This is a genomic window from Sulfitobacter sp. PS-8MA, assembly GCF_040933935.1.
Classification (GTDB): Bacteria; Pseudomonadota; Alphaproteobacteria; order Rhodobacterales; family Rhodobacteraceae; genus Sulfitobacter.
Genome location: NZ_JBFQYJ010000006.1, coordinates 1,335,016 through 1,352,744, shown reverse-complemented (window position 1 = coordinate 1,352,744; position 17,729 = coordinate 1,335,016). Strand labels below are relative to the sequence as shown.

Sequence of the window (17,729 nt, the reverse complement as noted above, 5' to 3'; positions counted from 1 at the left end):
AGCCCAGTTTCGGGCTGCCCGACCGCTGTCTTAGCCCTGCATCGCGGCAATCAAGCTTGCCAGTTCCGCGACCGGGTCATCCTTGTCCCAGATCTCGGTGCCGATGCCGAAGAAATCGGTCGAGGGCGCCAGCGTTCGGATCATATTGATGTCGAGCGCGCCTTCGGCAACCACGGGCACTTCGATCACCTCGGACCACCATTGGAACAGATCGGCCTCGGCAAAGCTGCCATCGCCAAGTGCGCTCGCCTGCGTGGGGCCAAAGCTGATGTAATCCGCGCCGGCTTCGCCTGCGGCCATGCCTTCGTGGCGCGAGGTGCCGCAGAAACTGCCGACGATCGCGTCCTCGCCCAGTTCTTTGCGCGCATGGCGCACGCTGCGGGCGGCGTCGCTGAGGTGCACCCCGTCGAGGCCGAGTTTTTCCACCATCAGCAGATGATCCGAGATCACCAGCGCCACGTCCCGGGCATGGGTCACTTCGCGCAGCGCATCGCCCGCGCGGGAAAGCCGGTCTTCGTCCCGGGTCGACAGTGCCAGACGGACGCAGGCCACCGGATGCGCGTCGAGCACGGCGGCGAGCTGCGCCGGGAAACGGCTGAGTTCAACTTCGGGCGGGGTGATAAGGTAAATCTGCGGCTGTTCTGGCGCGTCCATGGTCACTGTCCTTGCTCGGGTCTGGGGGTCTGACTAGCGCAAGGCGTTGCAAAAGAAAACGCATATGCGCCTGTCGCGCGGGCTTTCTTGCGGTGCTGCGGCGCAGGGTCTATGAGGCGCGCATGACAGAGACATCCTCCTCCCCCGTTCTTTCGGCCCCGATTCCGGCCATCGTGCTCGTGCGCCCCCAGATGGGCGAGAATATCGGCGCCGCGGCGCGGGCGATGTGGAATTTCGGCCTCGATCACATGCGGGTCGTGGCACCGCGCGATGGCTGGCCAAGCCAGTCCGCGGTGGCGATGGCCTCGGGCGCCGGGCGGCTTTTGGATGAGGCGCAGCATTGCGCTGATCTGCCCGGCGCGCTTGCCGATTGCGATTTCACCTTTGCCACCACGGCGCGGGGGCGGGATTTGACCAAACCGGTCTATAGTCCCGAGGCCGCGATGCGGCTGGCGGCGGAAAAGATCGCCGCGGGGCAACGGGTTGCGGTCTTGTTCGGGCCAGAGCGGGCCGGGCTGGAGAATGAGGATATCGCGCAGGCCAATGCGATTGTGTCGGTGCCGGTGAACCCGAAGTTTGCCTCGCTGAACCTCGCGCAATGTGTGCTGCTGATGTCCTACGAATGGATGCGGGCGCAGGGCGAGGTGACCCATGAGGTGACCGAGATGGCCGGGACCGATTGGGCCAAAGGGGCCGAGGTCGACCATCTGGCGCGGCATTATGAGGAGCGGCTGGAGGAGGCGGGGTTCTTCTTTCCCGAGCATAAGACCGCCTCGATGAAGCTGAACCTGCGCAACATGTGGTCGCGGATGCCGCTAACCCGGGCGGATGTGCAGATGCTGCATGGCATCCTGCGGCAAATGGTCCGCTGGAAAGAGAAGGGCTGAAAGAGCCAGAGGGCCAGCGCCTGCCCGTGGGGTGGCGATCTTCGGGCTGTTCATGCCACTTTATGGTGCCGCGTCAATATGTTGTCGCGAAGTCGCGCCCAGCTTCGCCAAATCGCCTCCCCGTGGGGCGGGCAGGCGATGGCCCGGCGCCTGCGGCTTGATTCCGGGCCGGCATGCCTCTGCGGCCAAGGGAACATAACGCCCCGGCTAGACCTTTCCCCCCCCATGTCATACCACGCTCTCTAAACGGAAAAAGAGGCGCGCCATGGCGGAGAAACGCAAACTTTTCGAAGAGGTCGGCACCGACCAACCCACCCGTGCGCCGGTGCAGACCGGCGGGATCGACAAAGGCCGGGGCGGTGCGCGTGGCGCGATCCGCATCTGGCTGATGATCCTCTTTGCACTGGTCTTTATCATGATCGCCGTGGGCGGTCTCACCCGGCTCACCGACAGCGGGCTCAGCATCACCGAATGGCGCCCCGTCACCGGGGCCATCCCGCCAATGACCGACGCCGACTGGCAGTCGGAATTCGATAAATACAAACAGATTGACGAGTTTCTGGTTCAGAACAAATGGATGGAACTGTCTGATTTTAAACGCATCTACTGGTGGGAATGGGGCCACCGTCAGCTGGGTCGGGTGATCGGTCTGGTCTGGGCCTTGGGCTTTCTCTACTTCCTCATCCGGCGGCAGATTCCGGTGGGCTGGACCAAACGTCTGCTCTTTGTCGGCGCGCTTGGCGGGGCGCAGGGGGCGATTGGCTGGTGGATGGTCGCCTCGGGCGTGACCAGCGGGCAGGGGGTCGTTGATGTGGCCTCCTACCGGCTGGCCACCCATCTGGGGCTCGCCTTTGTCATCCTCGGGGTCATCACATGGGATGTGCTTTTGCTGGGACGCAGTGAGAGAGACCTCATTCAGGCCCGCCGCGCCAAGGAAGCAAAGCAATTCGGCATGGCCACGGGGCTGTTGCATTTCGCCGCGCTGCAAATCCTGCTTGGCGCTTTGGTGGCGGGGATCGACGCGGGCCGTTACTTTATCGACTGGCCCTTGATGCAGGGGCAGTTCTTCCCGCCCGATGCCTTCGACATCACCCCCGTCTGGCGCAACTTTTTCGAAAACCCCGGGCTGGTGCAATTCATGCACCGGATGGCGGGCTATCTGCTCTTTGCCTTCGGCATCGTCGTCTGGCTGCGCGGACGCCGTTCGGCCCATGCGCGCACGCGTTTTGCCTTTAACGCCGTGATGGCCGCGCTGGCGCTGCAAGTCGTGCTGGGCATCGTCACGGTGCTTTATGCCGCGCCGGTGCATCTGGCCCTTGCGCATCAGGCGCTGGCCCTGGTGCTTTGGGTGCTGATCCTGCGGGCGCGCTTTCTTGCGGCCTATCCCATCCCCACATCTCTGAGAGGCTGAACCATGACTGCATATGACGAATTGATGGCCTTTCAGCGCGAGACCGAAGCGCTGGCGCAGGTGGCGGGCCGTTTGGGCTGGGATCAGGAAACCGTGATGCCGCGCGGCGCCGGGCCGCAGCGGGGCGAGGAGATGGCCGCGATGGAGGGGGTGTTACACGCCCGCCGCGTCGATCCGCGCATTGGCACCTGGTTGTCTGAGATTGATCAGACGACACTGAACGAGGTCGGCCAAGCCAATCTGCGCCATATCAAACGCGACTATGACCGCGCGGCCCGGGTGCCAGCCGATCTGGCCGCAAGGATCGCCCGCGTCACCTCTGCCGCGCAGGGCATCTGGGCCGAGGCCCGCGCCGCCGATGATTTTGCCGCCTTCGCCCCGACGCTGGAGGAGGTCATCGCGCTTAAACGCGAAGAGGGCGCGGCACTGGCCGAGGGGCGCGGCATCGGCATCTATGACGCCATGCTGGAAGACTATGAGCCCGGCACCACGGCGGCGGATCTTGAGGCGATGTTCGGTGCGCTCCGGCCCAAATTGACCGAGCTTCGCGCCGCCGTGCGCGCGGCCGAAGCGCCGCCGATCCTGGAGGGTGTTTTTGACGAGACCGCCCAGATGGCGCTGACGGAAAAACTCGCGCGTCACTTTGGCTATGACCTTTCCACCGGGCGGATCGACAAGGCGGTGCATCCGTTCTCCTCCGGCTCGGGTCTGGACGTGAGAATCACCACGCGCACCAATGCGCTTGATCCGTTCAACTGTTTCTATTCCACCGTGCATGAGGTTGGTCACGCCGCCTATGAGCAGGGGATCGACAGCGCTTATCTGCTGACCCCGCTGGGGCGCGGCGTCTCCATGGGGGTGCATGAAAGCCAAAGCCGGATTTACGAAAATCAGATCGGCCGCAGCCGCGCTTTCACGGGTTGGCTGTTTGGCGAGATGAAGGATGCATTCGGTGACTTTGGCGTCGCGGATGCCGAGATGTTCTACCGTATCGTGAACCGGGTTTCAGACGGTTTCATCCGCACCGAGGCGGATGAGCTGCAATATAATCTTCATGTGCTCTTGCGCTTCGATCTCGAAAGAGCGCTGATCTCGGGCGATCTTCAGGTTGCCGATCTGGAAGCCGCTTGGAACGATCGGTTCGAGGCGGATTTCGGCTATCAGGTCGACCGGCCCTCCCACGGTGTGCTGCAGGATGTTCACTGGTCGGTCGGTCTGCTGGGCTATTTCCCGACCTATACGCTGGGCAATGTCTATGCGGGCTGCCTGCATGAAGCGATGCGCGACTCACTGCCCGATCTGGATGCAGAGCTCGCGCGGGGGGATACCACGGCGGCAACCGCATGGCTTCGGACCAATGTTCAGACCCATGGCGGGCTCTATGCGCCGCGCGATGTCATTGCAAAAGCCGCCGGCAAAGCCCCCAGCGAAGCGCCCCTGCTGGCCTATCTGGAGGAAAAGTTTACGCAAATTTACGACCTATAAGTCGCATGGGGTCGGAACCGGTTGAAAACTCAGGCGTTTGCATCCGGAGCGATTTGCCATCGGCGTAATTAACTATGGGTTAACAATTCGACTTTGCGCTAGTTAGTGATATGTGCAATGATGCGGTCAACACGAAATTTGCATTTACCATAGGAGTACCTTCGAGATGAAAATGTTTGCGACAGTGACAGCAGCGGCGATCGCACTTGCGGGTGCTTCTTTTGCCCAGACAACGACCCAAGCCGCCGTGCTGGGCGCGTCGGGCGATGCGGAATATGAGCTTCAGGTTCAAGGTGCCAATGGCGTCATCTATAACTGCAAACCCCAGCCGGTAACTGTGGATGGCGAGACCGCCCGGGTCTGCGTCCGCGCGGATGGCGCTGGTCTTTTCGCTGCGGGTGCCGGCATTGGCAACGGCGCAGCCGCGGCGGGTGCTCTGGTTGTTCTGGTCGCGCTGGCGGCGAACTCCTCGTCCTCCACAACAACAACGTCCACAACAGATTGAGTCGACTAAGGCTTTTAGATCGACCTATGTAAAACAAAACCCCCGCATCGGTGATGCGGGGGTTTTTTGTATTGGGGGGCGTTGAAGCGGCCGCGTCCGGCCCATGCTGCCCCGATCTAAGGGCAGCATGAGACCTCGGGTGATTACTCGGTGCTATCCTCTGACGCGTCCAGCGCCGCGCCGTCTTCTTCGCCCTGATCCGCGATCCAGGCCACGCTGACGACTTCTTCGTTCTTGCCGGTGCTGAAGACCTTGACCCCGCCGGCGCTGCGCGAGCGGAAGGAGATGCCTTCGACCGGCACGCGGATCGACTGGCCTTTCGATGTCGCCAACATCACCTGATCAGACATCTCGACCGGGAAACAGGCGACGATCGGGCCATGCGCCATGGCTTTGGACCAGGCTGTCACGCCCATGCCACCGCGGCCCCGCACCGGATAGTCATGCGCCGAAGAGACTTTGCCCGCGCCCTTGGCGGTGATGGTGAGGATCAGATCCTCCGCCGCCGACATTTCCGCATAGCGCTCAGTGCTGAGTTGCCCGGCCTGAACCTGCTCTTCCTCGTCATCGCTGCTGTCGTCATCGGTCAGCCCGGCCATCAGGCGGCGCTGTTTGAGATAGGCGACACGCTCTTCCGAGCTGGCCTCGAAATGGCGGATCACGGACATGGAAACCAGTTTGTCCCCTTTGCCCAGACGGATGCCGCGCACCCCGACCGAATTGCGCGAGTTGAAGACCCGCACGTCGGTGGCCGGGAAGCGGATCGCGCGGCCCGCGTCGGTCACCAGCATCACGTCATCGTCGTTCGAGGCGATGCGCGCGTTGATCAGCGTGGTGCCCTCATGCTCGCCCTCGAACTTCATGGCGATCTTGCCGTTGGACTTCACATTGGTGAAATCCGACAGTTTGTTGCGCCGCACGGTCCCGGCGGAGGTGGCAAAGATCACCTGCAGGTCGTCCCAATCCTTCTCATCCCGATCGACGGGCATGATCGCGGCGATGGAAACGCCGTTGGGGATCGGGAGGATGTTCACGATGGCCTTGCCCTTGGCGGTGCGCGCGCCCTGCGGCAGGCGCCAGGTCTTCAGCTTGTAAACCATGCCATCGGTGGTGAAGAACAAAAGCTGCGTATGGGTATTGGCGACGAAGAGGTTGGTGACGACATCCTCTTCCTTGGTCTGCATGCCCGAGACCCCCTTGCCTCCGCGACGCTGCGCGCGGAAATCGGCCAAGGGCGTGCGTTTGATATAGCCGCCCGAGGTGATGGTCACGACCATATCCTCACGGGCGATCAGGTCTTCGTCGTCCATGTCACCGGACCAGTCGACAATCTCGGTGCGGCGCGGCACGGCGAAGAGCTCGCGCACCTCGCGCAGCTCCTCCGAGATGATGCTGAGGATGCGCTCGCGGCTGCCCAGAATCTCAAGATATTCCTTGATCTTACGTGCCAGTTCTTCGAGCTCGTCGGTGACTTCCTTGACGCCGATCTGCGTCAGGCGCTGCAGGCGCAGTTCCAGAATGGCGCGGGCTTGCGCCTCGGAGAGGTTATAGGTGCCATCCTCATTCGCGGTATGGGTCGGATCGTCGATGAGCGCGATATAGGGCAGGATCTCTTCAGCGGGCCAGCGGCGGGTCATCAGTTTCTCGCGCGCCTCGGCGGCATCGGCGGAGGACCGGATGGTGGCGACGACTTCGTCGATATTGGTGACGGCGACGGCGAGACCGCAGAGGATATGGCTCCGCTCGCGCGCCTTGCGCAGCAGATAGGCGGTGCGGCGCGCCACGACATCCTCGCGGAAGTCGATGAAATAGCTGAGGAACTTGCGCAGGGTGAGCTGCTCGGGGCGGCCACCGTTCAGCGCCAGCATGTTGCAGCCGAAATAGGTCTGCATCGGCGTGAAACGGTAAAGCTGGTTCATCACCACCTCGGCCGTGGCGTCGCGCTTCAGCTCGACCACCACGCGCACGCCATTGCGGTCGCTTTCGTCCTGAACATGGGCAATGCCCTCGATCTTCTTGTCGCGGACCTGTTCGGCGATCTTTTCGATCATCGTGGCCTTGTTGACCTGATAGGGGATCTCATCGATCACGATGGCCCAACGGTCCTTGCGAATTTCCTCCACCCGCGTCTTGGCGCGGATCACGACGCTGCCGCGGCCCTCAAGGTAGGCTTTGCGCGCGCCGGAACGGCCCAGCATGATGCCCCCCGTCGGGAAGTCGGGGCCGGGGACATAGTCGATCAGCTGCTCAGAGGTCAGGTCCGGATCGTCGATCAGCGCGAGGCAGGCATCGACGACTTCGCCCAGGTTATGCGGCGGGATATTGGTCGCCATGCCGACAGCAATACCGCCCGCGCCATTGACCAGCATGTTGGGGAAACGCGCCGGCAGAACCGTGGGCTCTTTCTGCTTACCGTCGTAGTTGTCCTGGAAATCAACGGTTTCCTTGTCGATATCCGCTAGCAGATAGGCGGCGGGCTTGTCCATGCGCACTTCGGTATAGCGCATCGCCGCCGGGTTATCGCCATCCATCGAACCAAAGTTGCCCTGACCGTCAAGCAGGGGCAGGGACATGGAGAAATCCTGCGCCATACGCACCAATGCGTCATAGATCGCGCTATCACCATGCGGGTGGTATTGGCCCATCACATCGCCGACCGGGCGGGCGGATTTGCGGTAGGATTTGTCGTGGGTATTGCCGGTCTCATGCATCGCATAGAGGATGCGGCGGTGCACCGGTTTCAGACCGTCGCGCAGATCGGGAATCGCGCGGCTGACGATCACGCTCATCGCATAGTCCAGATAGGACGTGCGCATCTCGTGTTCGATGGTCACCGACGGCCCGTGAAAGATGGGTTTTTCGTCTGTGTTTTCAGGGGTATCCGGCGTATCGGTCACGTATCTTGCCCACCATTTTTATGGTTCTATATCTTGCGGTTTTCTATAGCAGACGGGGCATATCAGGTGCAATGGCTGTGGCCAAAAGGCACTGGCAGCACTCGGGGTGAAGTGCCAACATACTGTTTTCATTGAAAAGTAAAAACTATCTGCCAAGCTGGTCTTACTCAGGCAGTTAAGGAGGCGCAATATGCCCCGATGTGAAACAGAACTTATGCTTAAAGGCTATGGTCTGACCACGGCCGAATTCTTTTACCATATGCCCGACTATAGCCATGTGCTCAACAGCTATATCTGGCAGGAGTATGATATCGCGCCGGACCATCCGCGCTTGTTTGAATTTGTCGAATTCTGGCGCGCCGAACTGGATGGGCCGCTGCACTCGGTGCGTTTCACGCATCGCAAGATGATCAGCCCCGGTGAGTGGCAAAATCAGGTCGGCGAATTCACGCTCCACTAATGCGGGGCAGGGGCGTCAGGCGGAACAGCTTGCCCCGCCCAAGACGCAGAACTTTGCGCAATGCGGATGGTTCAGCGCCACGTCCCGCTCGGCTTCGGCGAGCGTCGTGCCCAGTTCGAACTCAGGGTCATAGGGCAGCAGGGTGCAGGCCAGTACGGCGGGTTTCTCGGCGCCCTTGCGTTTGACCACCATGCGCGAGGAGGCGCACATCACCGTGTCGGGGGATTTGTTCAGGATGTCCCAGCAGGCGGTGGTAATTTCGGGCACTTCGACAGCCTCGTCCATCTCGGGGAAAAGCACGGTCACGCCGGGGTCATGGGCGTCGATGTCAAAGCCGTGATCGGCATAGAACGCCGCATAGCCCGCCCGGCTCTCGGCATCGCTGTCGGCAAAGACCGAGCGCCCCGCCACGGCCATGCGAAAGCCGTTGTCGCGCAGCCATTCCATGCCCAGAAGCGTCTTGTCAAAAGCGCCTTCGCCCCGTTCCGCGTCATGCAGATCACGGCGGTAATGATCGACGGAGATGCGCAGGGTCATCTTGCCCGGATAGGCCGCGCCGAGGCGCAGCAGCCCGTTCTGCACCGATTGGCGCATCATCGGGCGCATCGCATTGGTCAGGATCAGCACCTCATAGCCGCGTTCAAGGGCGGCTTCGGTGATCTCGATCATCTGCGGGTTCATGAAAGGCTCGCCGCCGGTGAAGGCAATCTCGCGCACCGGCCAGTTTAGCTCTTCGATCTGGTCAAGGTAATCGCGCACTTCCTCAGCCGTGATATAGACCAGCGCATCATTGCTGGGGCTGGAGGCGATATAGCAGTTCACACATTCGATGTTGCACAGGGTGCCGGTGTTGAACCAAAGCGTCTCGGCCCCGCGCAGGGCGACGGTGGCGCGCGGCGCGCCCTTGGCGGTCACTTTCGGGTCTTGGAACTTGCCCTCGTTTGCCTGCGCCATATCTTTCATTTTTCGTCCTTGCGTGATCCGATGTGTTCGCGTCCTGTGGTGCTAAGCTATTGCGGCCCTGCCCAAAAGTCCAAGCACTGGGGTGCACAGTCTTGTGAAGAAGGTGAGAATAGGTATGTTTGCGCTGACCCAACCATGTTGCACGGGCAAGGATTAAACTATGGTTTCGCGTGTCATTCCGGTCGATCCTTTCGATCTGGTTATCTTTGGCGGCACGGGCGATCTGGCCCGGCGCAAGATTCTGCCGGGTCTCTATCGTCGGTTCTGTGCGGGCCAGATGCCGGAGGGCGCGCGGGTAGTCGGCGCTGCCCGGACCGAGATGGATGCCGCCGGCTACCGCGAGATGGTGGCCGAGGCGATCAGGGAGTTCGGCGGCGACGAAACCTGTGACGATCTCGAAGAATTCCTCGAAAAGCTCGATTACGTCGCCATTGACGCGCGCGGCGAGGCCGGGTGGTCCGAGCTGCACAGCCTTATGGCCAGCCGAGACCAGATCGAGGTCTATTATTTCTCTGTCGGGCCGTCCCTGTTCGGGGATTTGGCGGAGCGTTTGCAGCAATGGGGCTTGGCCGGCCCGGACAGCCGGATCGTCGTCGAAAAACCCTTTGGCCGTGATCTGGAAAGCGCGCAGGCGCTGAACGCCACTTTGGCGCGCTATTTCGACGAACAGCAGATTTACCGGATCGACCATTATCTGGGCAAGGAGACGGTGCAGAACCTGATGGCCGTGCGTTTCGGCAATGTGCTTTTTGAGCCGTTGTGGAACCGGCAATATGTGGATCATATCCAGATCACCGTGGCCGAGACGGTGGGTGTCGGCGGGCGCGGGGAATATTACGATAAATCCGGTGCCATGCGCGACATGGTGCAAAACCACCTGATGCAGCTTTTGTGCCTCATCGCGATGGAGCCGCCGGCGCGCTTTGATCCCGATGCGGTGCGCGATGAGAAACTCAAGGTGATCCGCGCGCTAGATCCGGTCTTGCCGCACCATCTGATCCGGGGGCAATATCTCGCCGAGCCGGGGCAGGAGAGCCGCTACCCGAGTTACCGCGAAGCGGTGGGCGACCCGCGCTCGCGGACTGAAAGCTTCATCGCGCTTAAGGCACATATCAGCAATTGGCGCTGGCATGGCACGCCCTTCTATCTGCGCACCGGCAAACGTATGATTGCCCGCTCCAGCGAGATCACGGTGGTGTTCAAAGACACCCCGCATTCGATTTTCACCGAAGACGCGGGCCGTCACCGCAATGTGCTTTCGATCCGGCTGCAACCGAATGAGGGCATCACCCTGGGCGTGACGATCAAGGAACCGGGGCCGGGGGGCATGCGTCTTGTCGATGTGCCGCTTGATATGACCTTTGCCGAAGCGCTTGGCCCTGAGGGGGGCGCGCAGGTGGATGCCTATGAGCGGCTGATCATGGACGTGATCCGGGGCAACCAGACATTGTTCATGCGCGACGACGAGGTCGAGGCCGCCTGGGCCTGGACCGATCCGATCATTCAGGGGTGGGAAGCGCGCCATGACGTGCCCAAACCCTATGACAGCGGCTCGACCGGGCCGACAGATGCACTCGAACTCATGCGGCGCGATGGCCGTGAATGGCGAAAGGTATCCCCATGAACATCATCGAATATGCAGACCGCGAAATGTTGGTGATGAATGTCGCCAATAAACTGGCGGGCAAGTTGAAATCGGCCCTGTCCGGCAATGAGCGGGCCAGCTTGGCGGTCCCCGGCGGCTCGACCCCCGGTCCGATTTTCGAAATGCTCTCGGCCACGGATATTGATTGGGCGCGGGTCGATGTCCTGCTGACAGACGAACGCTGGGTAAGCGAAGCTGACGAGCGCTCCAACGCGCAGCTGGTGAAAGAACATCTGCTGACCGGCCATGCCGCAGCAGCGCGTTTCGTGCCTTTCTACCGCGAGGGGCTGTCGCCCGGCGAAGGGGCCGAGGAGGTCGCGCCGACGCTTGCGCCTTATCTGCCGCTTTCGGTGGCCTTAATGGGGATGGGCGACGACATGCATACCGCGTCGCTTTTCCCCGGTGACCCGAGCCTGCCCGCAGCGCTGGCAAGCGATGCGCCGCTGCTCTGCCCGGTCTACCCCGAAAGCCAGTCGACCGCCCGCGTGACATTGCCCGCGCATGTGCTGAACGGCGCCTTGAACAAACATCTGGTGATTTTCGGCACGGAAAAACGCGCGGCCCTGAAACGGGCTGAAAACTTACCCCCCGAAGAGGCGCCGATCGCGGCGCTGCTCGACGAATTGGAGGTCTATTGGGCCGAATGACCGATCACTGGCAAGACTTAGACCGGCTGCATGCCGCCGCCGCAGAGCGTTCGATCCTGACCCTCTTTGACGATCCGGATCGTGCAGATGAGTTCTCGCTGCGCACGCAGCATATGCTGTTCGACTACGCAAAGACCAACATCGACAGGCAGACGCGCGGCGCGCTGCTGGGGCTGGTTGAACAGGCCAATGTCACCGCCCACCGCGATGCGATGTTCGCGGGCGAGGCGATTAACGAGACCGAGAACCGCGCTGTTCTTCATACCGCCCTGCGCAATCTGGATGGCGGCGCGGTCATGGTTGAGGGTCAGGACGTGATGCCTGAGGTCTTGGACACCCTGCAGCGGATGCGCGGCTTTGCAGATGAGGTTCGCGGCAGCAAGATCACCGATGTGGTCAATATCGGGATCGGCGGGTCGGACCTTGGCCCGGCCATGGCCGTGCGCGCGCTCTCGCCCTATCACGACGGCCCGCGCTGCCATTTCGTGTCCAATGTCGATGGCGCGCATATTGCCGATACGCTGCGCGGTCTGGACGCCAAGACCACGCTGGTGATCGTCGCCTCCAAGACATTCACCACCATTGAGACCATGACCAATGCCCGCACCGCGCGGGCCTGGATGCGCGATCACGGGGGCGATCCGTCGCAGCAATTCGCGGCGCTCAGCAGCGCGTTGGACAAGACGGCGGAATTTGGCATCGACCCGGCGCGGGTCTTTGGTTTCGAAGATTGGGTCGGGGGGCGCTATTCCCTCTGGGGGCCGATTGGCCTGTCGCTGATGATCGCCATTGGCCCCGAAGCCTTCGACAGTTTCCTGCGCGGCGGGCAAGAGATGGACCGCCATTTCTGCGCGGCGGAACCTGCGGAGAACATGCCGATCCTGCTGGCGCTGGTGGGGATCTGGCACAATCAGATCTGCGGCCACACCACCCGCGCGGTGCTGCCCTATGACCAGCGCCTGGCCCTGTTGCCCTCCTATCTGCAACAGCTTGAGATGGAATCGAACGGCAAGAGCGTGTTGATGAGCGGCGACGACAGCCCGCGTCACACCGGCCCCATCGTCTGGGGCGCGGCGGGCACCAACGGCCAGCACGCGTTTTACCAGTTGATCCACCAAGGCAGCCGGGTGGTGCCCTGCGAGTTTCTGGTCGCGGCCAATGGTCATGAGCCGGAGCTGAAACATCATCACGATCTGCTGCTGACCAATTGCCTTGCCCAATCTGAGGCGCTGATGCTGGGCCGCTCGCTTGAGGAAGCGCGCGGGTTGATGCGCCGGAAAGGGCTTGAGGGGGCCGAGCTTGAACGGCAAGCGCGGCACCGTGTCTTTCCCGGCAACCGCCCCTCCACAACGCTGATCTACCCCCGGCTTGACCCGTTCACGCTGGGGCAGATCATCGCGCTTTATGAGCATCGCGTCTTTGTCGAGGGGGTGATCCTTGGCATCAACTCCTTCGATCAATGGGGGGTGGAACTGGGCAAGGAATTGGCCACCGCGCTGCAACCGCTCGTCGAAGGCGCGGTCTCTCCCGAGGGCAAAGACGGCTCGACCGCCGGGCTGATCGATTTCATCCAGCGTCATCGCGACTGACCGCGAGCAGATCCCCCCGTTCGCCGAAGCGGGCGGGGGGCGCCTGCCTTGTTACGCAGCGTTATGGGCGGGCGCAGCCTGCTCGCGCGGGCGGGGAGGTCTTGCAGTCACCGCAGCCTTTGGTCAGTCTGATCGCAAACCAGATAAGGAGCCCCGCCATGCTTGGCCAGATGATGACGCAGCCGCTACTGATCTCCAGCCTGATCGCCCATTCCGAGCGCTATCATCCTGACAGCGAGATCGTCTCGGTCAATACGACCGGCGGGGTCGAGACAACCACCTGGGGCGGGGTGGCGCAGAATGCCCGGCGGCTCGGCTCGGCGCTGACCAATCTGGGGCTGGCCCCGCAGGCGCGCTGTGGCACGATTGCCTGGAACAACCGGCGGCATCTGGAGATCTATTTCGGCACCTCGGGCGCGGGCTTTGTCTGCCACACGATCAATCCGCGGCTCTTTCCCGAACAGCTGGTCTATATCCTGAACCACGCCGCCGATGAGGTACTCTTCATCGACAAGACCTTCGTGCCGCTGGTGGCGGCGATCCGCGACAAGCTGGAACACCTCAAACATCTGGTGCTCATGTCCGGCCCCGACGCGGAAGCCGCCGAAGCGCTGCCGGGTCTGATCTTCTACGATGACTTCGTGGCTTCGGGCGATGCCGGATTTGACTGGCCCGAGCTTGATGAGAACACCGCATCGAGCCTTTGCTACACCTCTGGCACCACGGGCAACCCCAAGGGCGTGCTCTATTCGCACCGCTCCACCGTGCTGCATTCCTTTGGCATCAACATCGCCGACAGCATTGCCATCTCGGCCCGCGATATCGTCATGGCCGTGGTGCCGATGTTCCACGTCAACGCCTGGGGCAGCCCCTATGCCAGCGCCATGACCGGCGCGCGGATGGTGCTGCCGGGGCCGAACCTTGATGGCGCCTCGCTGGTGGGGTTGATCGACGACTACCGTGTCTCTCTGGCGCTTGGCGTGCCGACGATCTGGCTGGGGCTTCTGGGCGCGGCCAAACAATCGGGCAGCAAGCTGGAAAGCCTTGAACGCACCGTGGTTGGCGGCTCGGCCTGTCCGCCGTCGATGATCCAGACCTTCCGCGAGGATTTCGGCGTCGAGACGATCCACGCCTGGGGCATGACCGAGATGTCGCCCGTGGGCAGTGTGAACAAGCCGCTGGCCAAACATGCGGAACTGTCGGACGCCGAGCAGCATAGGCTGCGCGAAAACCAAGGCCGCCCGGTCTTTGGGGTGGAGCTTGAGATCTGGGATGACGCGGGTCAACCGCTGCCCCATGACGGCGAGACCCAGGGCGCGCTGGTGACCCGGGGGCATTGGATCTTGGACGCCTATTACCGCTCGGACCGGGACAGCACCCTGCGCGACGGCTGGTTTGACACCGGCGATATCGCGACGATGGATGCGGACGGCTATATCACGATCCGCGACCGCGCGAAGGACATCATTAAATCCGGTGGCGAATGGATCAGTTCGGTGGAGCTCGAAAACATCGCCATCGCCCATCCCGATCTGGCGGATGCGGCGGTGATCGGCGCGACGCATCCAAAATGGGACGAACGCCCGGTGCTGGTGGCGGTCAAGGCCGAAGGGGCGGACCCCACCGAGGCCGATGTGCTCAAGGTTTTCGAAGACCAGATCGCGAAATGGCAGGTGCCGGATCGGGTGGTCTTTACCGAGGCGCTGCCGCGCAATGCGACGGGCAAAGTGCTCAAGCGCGATCTGCGCGATCAGTTCGGGGACGTGCTGATGGACGGCGCAGAGTAAGCCCAGCTCAAAACGAAAGCGCCGCCTCTGGACCGTCAGGGGCGGCGCTTTATCATCATGGCGCTGGCCGCGCGTCAGGCCGAGCGGGGCAGGGCGCAGGCGCGCGCGGGCCGGGGCAGGGTCAGGCGGAAGGTGCTGCCGATGCCCAGCTCGCTCTCCAACGCCAAACCGCCGCCATGCAGCGTGGCCAGTTGCTCTGCAATCGCCAGCCCAAGCCCCAGACCGCCGTTTTCGCGCGACATGGAGCCGTCGACCTGCTGGAAGCGCAGGAACACGCGGTCGAGGTTGTCCGGCGAGATGCCGCAGCCGGTGTCGGTGACGCTAAAGGTAATCTCATCAGCGGCCTGCAGCATCGACAGGTGAATGCTGCCGTTCTTGGTGAATTTGATCGCATTGGAAATCAGGTTGTAGAGGATCTGGCGCAGGCGCACCGGGTCGGCGTTGACCATGGCGGTGCCATTGGCGTCATAGGTCAGGCTCAGCCCCTTGGCCTCGGCATCGGGGCGCAGATCTTCGGCAACGGAGCGGGCGATGTCGCTGGCCTCGATCTCTTGCAGGTCCAACTCCATTTTGCCGCGCGCGACTTTGGTCCAGTCGAGCAGGTCTTCGACCAGTCGCAGCATATGTCTGGCCGATCCCGCGATGCCGCCGGCCTGTTCCGAGATAAAGCTCTGATAGGCCTCCGCAGCCCCGCGAAGCTCGGGCGCGGGGCTGCTGCTGACCAGCGCGGTCTGCAACCGGCGGGCCTGTGGCAGACGCTCGGCATGTTGCAAGAAGCTCGCCCGGCCCGAGATCACCGTGAGCGGTGTGCGCAATTCATGGCTGACATTGTTCAGAAACTCGGTCTTTTCGCGGTCGGCGGCTTCGGCCGCGTCGATGGCGCGTTTCTCGGCGGTGATGTCGGTCCAGATCCCGACGGTATAGCCATGCGGGGTTTTGGCCTCATTGACCTTGACCCAGGAGTCCCTGCTCACCTCAAGCAGAAATGGCCCGGTCGGATTGCGGAACCGCGCCATGCGTTTGGCGATCCACTCTTCGCGTTCGCTTTCCTCGACGGGGAATTGGTTCTTCTCGACCCAAAGCCGCAGCAGCTCTTCCATGGTACGACCAAGGCGTATGTCATGGGCCACCTTAGGGTGATAGTCCAAGAACTTCTGGTTCACAGAGACCAGTCGTTCCTTCTCATCAAAGGCAATAAAACCTTCTTGGATGGTGCTGATGGCCTCGGCCAAAAGGATATGCGCCTCTTGCTTTTTCAAGGCGACCCGCCGGAAGGCCCAGAGCCCGGCCAAGAGCGCCACGGTGGCCAAAAGTGCGAAGGCCACGAGATAGGGGCTTTGCGGCGAATAGGGCGGCAGACCATGGGTCAGCCGGGCGCTGGCTTCCCAAAGCTTGCCATGCAGCTCGAACCGGCTGCGCGCGATAAGCTCGCCCGAACCAGTGCCCCGGGGCGGCGTGAGGCTGCTGCCCGCGGGGAGGGGGGCGAGGCCAAAGCTGTATTCCCCGGCGAGGTGAGGGTTGTTCTCTTGTAGGCCAAAGAGGGTTTCACAGTCAAATACAATGGAGATGACCCCCCAGAACCGCGGCGCGCCCAGGCCTTGGGGGCGTTCAAACACCGGGTAATGCATGATAAAACCCTTGCCGCCCTGAACGAGCGGCAGCGGGCCTTCGATGGTGGGGGTCTGGCGGCGATAGGCATTGGCAACCCCCGACAACTGCGCCGGGATGTTTCTATACTCAAGGCCGACAATGCTGCTGTCCGCCGTTTCGGGAAAACTGCGCGCGATCTTCAGATCGGGCGCCAGCGCATAGGTGGTGATGCCGGGGTTTTCCTGCAGCAGCTCGCGCACCAGCAGTTCGATCTTCTTTTCCTTGAAGGCTTCGGAAGACAGCAGAATGTTCTCGATGTTCTTGGTGACCAGAACGGTTTCCTGGAACTGATGCTGTACCTGGTTGGACACCTCATGCAGCGCCTGCCGGGCGTCTTGGCTGAGGCTCGCGATATGTTGATCGTGGTCCAGTTTGATAATCGAATAGGTGATCCCCGCCGCGCAGCACAGAACGACCAGGTTCAATAGGATATAGGCCTTGGACCGGACGGTTTCGCGAAACGTGTTTGCCACGTTCTCATCCCTTTTTTCTCGGCATCCCATCGGACCGGTGAGGGATGCGCGGCTGAAGTTTCTGCTCTCGCCTTACCTTTGGGGGCAAAAGCGGCAGAAATCAGACGAGAACAAGCTCTTCGCGGGGCGCGCCGCGGGTGATTTGACGAAAACATGGAGAAAACTGAGCCGATCCCGGAGGAAGGGGGAGCGCGATGGAGCGGGTAACGAGAATCGAACTCGTAACTAAAGCTTGGGAAGCTGCCGTGATACCTTTTCACCATACCCGCGCGCTGAGGGTGAGATAAATCGCGACGCCGGAAAGGTCAAGTCAGGCTTTGACGGCAGTGACGAAATTGATCTCAGCGGGCAGCTGGACGGCGCCATCCTGAACATAGTCTTGCAACGCCTCCGCGATGGCCTGCTGCAATTTCTCGATCTGCGCGGGCTTGGGTTGGAAATAGGTGATCGCACCGCCGGCGGGGCCAATCTCGCACATCTGCTCGGCCAAAGCCTCGGGGCCGCCCTCGGGCGTCAGGGTCAGGGTCTTGACCGCGCAGTCCACAGAGGCCCATCCTGCGCTTTGCAGTATCTCAATCACCCGGTCGGGGTCGCGCATGGCAAAGGGGCCGGGGGCGTCGGGGTCGCTTTTGGGCATGGTGCCCAAAGTGGTGCGGGCGGCGCGGGCTGGCAGGGT

14 protein-coding genes and 1 tRNA gene are annotated in these 17,729 nt (G+C 62.1%); 9 read left to right on the top strand and 6 right to left on the bottom strand.

Annotated elements, in window-relative coordinates; all coding sequences use genetic code 11:
- Positions 1–30: 30 nt before the first annotated feature.
- Positions 31–654 (bottom strand): thiamine phosphate synthase, encoded by a 624-nt coding sequence (locus tag AB4M76_RS10555; RefSeq protein WP_368441802.1) that lies wholly within the window; start codon positions 652–654, stop codon positions 31–33.
- A 122-nt stretch (positions 655–776) separates the two neighbouring features.
- On the opposite strand from AB4M76_RS10555, the gene AB4M76_RS10550 reads away from it, so the two are divergent.
- The 4 genes from AB4M76_RS10550 to AB4M76_RS10535 all read left to right on the top strand — a co-directional run bounded on the left by AB4M76_RS10550 (position 777) and on the right by AB4M76_RS10535 (position 4,942).
- Positions 777–1,541: an RNA methyltransferase gene (locus AB4M76_RS10550; protein WP_368441801.1), complete on the top strand. Its 765-nt coding sequence runs from the start codon at positions 777–779 to the stop codon at positions 1,539–1,541.
- A 265-nt stretch (positions 1,542–1,806) separates the two neighbouring features.
- Positions 1,807–2,952 (top strand): heme A synthase, encoded by a 1,146-nt coding sequence (ctaA, locus tag AB4M76_RS10545; RefSeq protein ID WP_368441800.1) that lies wholly within the window; start codon positions 1,807–1,809, stop codon positions 2,950–2,952.
- A gap of 3 nt (positions 2,953–2,955) precedes the next feature.
- Positions 2,956–4,437: a carboxypeptidase M32 gene (locus AB4M76_RS10540; protein ID WP_368441799.1), complete on the top strand. Its 1,482-nt coding sequence runs from the start codon at positions 2,956–2,958 to the stop codon at positions 4,435–4,437.
- A 166-nt stretch (positions 4,438–4,603) separates the two neighbouring features.
- Positions 4,604–4,942, top strand: a complete 339-nt coding sequence (locus tag AB4M76_RS10535; RefSeq protein WP_368441798.1) for a hypothetical protein — start codon at positions 4,604–4,606, stop codon at positions 4,940–4,942.
- A 143-nt stretch (positions 4,943–5,085) separates the two neighbouring features.
- Here AB4M76_RS10535 and gyrA read toward each other — a convergent pair whose 3' ends face one another.
- Positions 5,086–7,839, bottom strand: coding sequence for a DNA gyrase subunit A (gene gyrA, locus AB4M76_RS10530; RefSeq protein ID WP_368441797.1), 2,754 nt, complete (start codon positions 7,837–7,839; stop codon positions 5,086–5,088).
- Positions 7,840–8,029: 190 nt separating this feature from the next.
- Here gyrA and AB4M76_RS10525 point away from each other — a divergent pair, with 190 nt between their 5' ends.
- On the top strand, positions 8,030–8,299 hold the full coding sequence (locus tag AB4M76_RS10525) for an usg protein (RefSeq protein WP_368441796.1): 270 nt from the start codon (positions 8,030–8,032) through the stop codon (positions 8,297–8,299).
- A 15-nt stretch (positions 8,300–8,314) separates the two neighbouring features.
- Here AB4M76_RS10525 and AB4M76_RS10520 read toward each other — a convergent pair whose 3' ends face one another.
- Positions 8,315–9,262 (bottom strand): radical SAM protein, encoded by a 948-nt coding sequence (locus AB4M76_RS10520; RefSeq protein WP_368441795.1) that lies wholly within the window; start codon positions 9,260–9,262, stop codon positions 8,315–8,317.
- Between the two features lie 160 nt (positions 9,263–9,422).
- Between AB4M76_RS10520 and zwf the strand changes: the two genes are divergently transcribed.
- The 4 genes from zwf to AB4M76_RS10500 all read left to right on the top strand — a co-directional run bounded on the left by zwf (position 9,423) and on the right by AB4M76_RS10500 (position 14,930).
- Positions 9,423–10,886 (top strand): glucose-6-phosphate dehydrogenase, encoded by a 1,464-nt coding sequence (gene zwf, locus AB4M76_RS10515; protein ID WP_368441794.1) that lies wholly within the window; start codon positions 9,423–9,425, stop codon positions 10,884–10,886.
- Entirely contained in the window at positions 10,883–11,554 is a 672-nt protein-coding gene (pgl, locus tag AB4M76_RS10510; protein ID WP_368441793.1) for a 6-phosphogluconolactonase, read from the top strand. Before zwf ends, pgl begins: the two co-directional genes overlap by 4 nt.
- Positions 11,551–13,143: a glucose-6-phosphate isomerase gene (gene pgi, locus AB4M76_RS10505; protein ID WP_368441792.1), complete on the top strand. Its 1,593-nt coding sequence runs from the start codon at positions 11,551–11,553 to the stop codon at positions 13,141–13,143. Before pgl ends, pgi begins: the two co-directional genes overlap by 4 nt.
- Before the next feature lie 158 nt (positions 13,144–13,301).
- Positions 13,302–14,930: a long-chain-fatty-acid--CoA ligase gene (locus AB4M76_RS10500; RefSeq protein WP_368441790.1), complete on the top strand. Its 1,629-nt coding sequence runs from the start codon at positions 13,302–13,304 to the stop codon at positions 14,928–14,930.
- 74 nt (positions 14,931–15,004) lie between these two features.
- Here the strand turns inward: AB4M76_RS10500 and AB4M76_RS10495 are convergent, their stop codons facing one another.
- The 3 genes from AB4M76_RS10495 to AB4M76_RS10485 form a co-directional block, all read right to left on the bottom strand.
- Positions 15,005–17,053 (bottom strand): ATP-binding protein, encoded by a 2,049-nt coding sequence (locus AB4M76_RS10495; protein ID WP_368441789.1) that lies wholly within the window; start codon positions 17,051–17,053, stop codon positions 15,005–15,007.
- A gap of 195 nt (positions 17,054–17,248) precedes the next feature.
- Positions 17,249–17,322 (bottom strand) — tRNA-Gly (locus AB4M76_RS10490).
- A 41-nt stretch (positions 17,323–17,363) separates the two neighbouring features.
- Positions 17,364–17,690 carry a hypothetical protein gene (locus AB4M76_RS10485; protein WP_368441788.1) on the bottom strand — a complete coding sequence of 109 codons (327 nt, stop codon included), beginning with the start codon at positions 17,688–17,690 and terminating at the stop codon, positions 17,364–17,366.
- Positions 17,691–17,729: the final 39 nt, after the last annotated feature.

Excerpts from the sequence above, each read along its gene's own strand:
- AB4M76_RS10540 (WP_368441799.1), top strand. The coding sequence starts at position 2,956 with ATGACTGCATATGACGAATTGATGGCCTTTCAGCGCGAGACCGAAGCG.
- AB4M76_RS10525 (WP_368441796.1), top strand. The coding sequence starts at position 8,030 with ATGCCCCGATGTGAAACAGAACTTATGCTTAAAGGCTATGGTCTGACC.
- AB4M76_RS10535 (WP_368441798.1), top strand. The coding sequence starts at position 4,604 with ATGAAAATGTTTGCGACAGTGACAGCAGCGGCGATCGCACTTGCGGGT.
- pgi (WP_368441792.1), top strand. The coding sequence starts at position 11,551 with ATGACCGATCACTGGCAAGACTTAGACCGGCTGCATGCCGCCGCCGCA.
- AB4M76_RS10520 (WP_368441795.1), bottom strand. The coding sequence starts at position 9,262 with ATGAAAGATATGGCGCAGGCAAACGAGGGCAAGTTCCAAGACCCGAAA.
- AB4M76_RS10555 (WP_368441802.1), bottom strand. The coding sequence starts at position 654 with ATGGACGCGCCAGAACAGCCGCAGATTTACCTTATCACCCCGCCCGAA.
- AB4M76_RS10485 (WP_368441788.1), bottom strand. The coding sequence starts at position 17,690 with ATGCCCAAAAGCGACCCCGACGCCCCCGGCCCCTTTGCCATGCGCGAC.
- ctaA (WP_368441800.1), top strand. The coding sequence starts at position 1,807 with ATGGCGGAGAAACGCAAACTTTTCGAAGAGGTCGGCACCGACCAACCC.
- pgl (WP_368441793.1), top strand. The coding sequence starts at position 10,883 with ATGAACATCATCGAATATGCAGACCGCGAAATGTTGGTGATGAATGTC.
- AB4M76_RS10550 (WP_368441801.1), top strand. The coding sequence starts at position 777 with ATGACAGAGACATCCTCCTCCCCCGTTCTTTCGGCCCCGATTCCGGCC.
- AB4M76_RS10500 (WP_368441790.1), top strand. The coding sequence starts at position 13,302 with ATGCTTGGCCAGATGATGACGCAGCCGCTACTGATCTCCAGCCTGATC.
- zwf (WP_368441794.1), top strand. The coding sequence starts at position 9,423 with ATGGTTTCGCGTGTCATTCCGGTCGATCCTTTCGATCTGGTTATCTTT.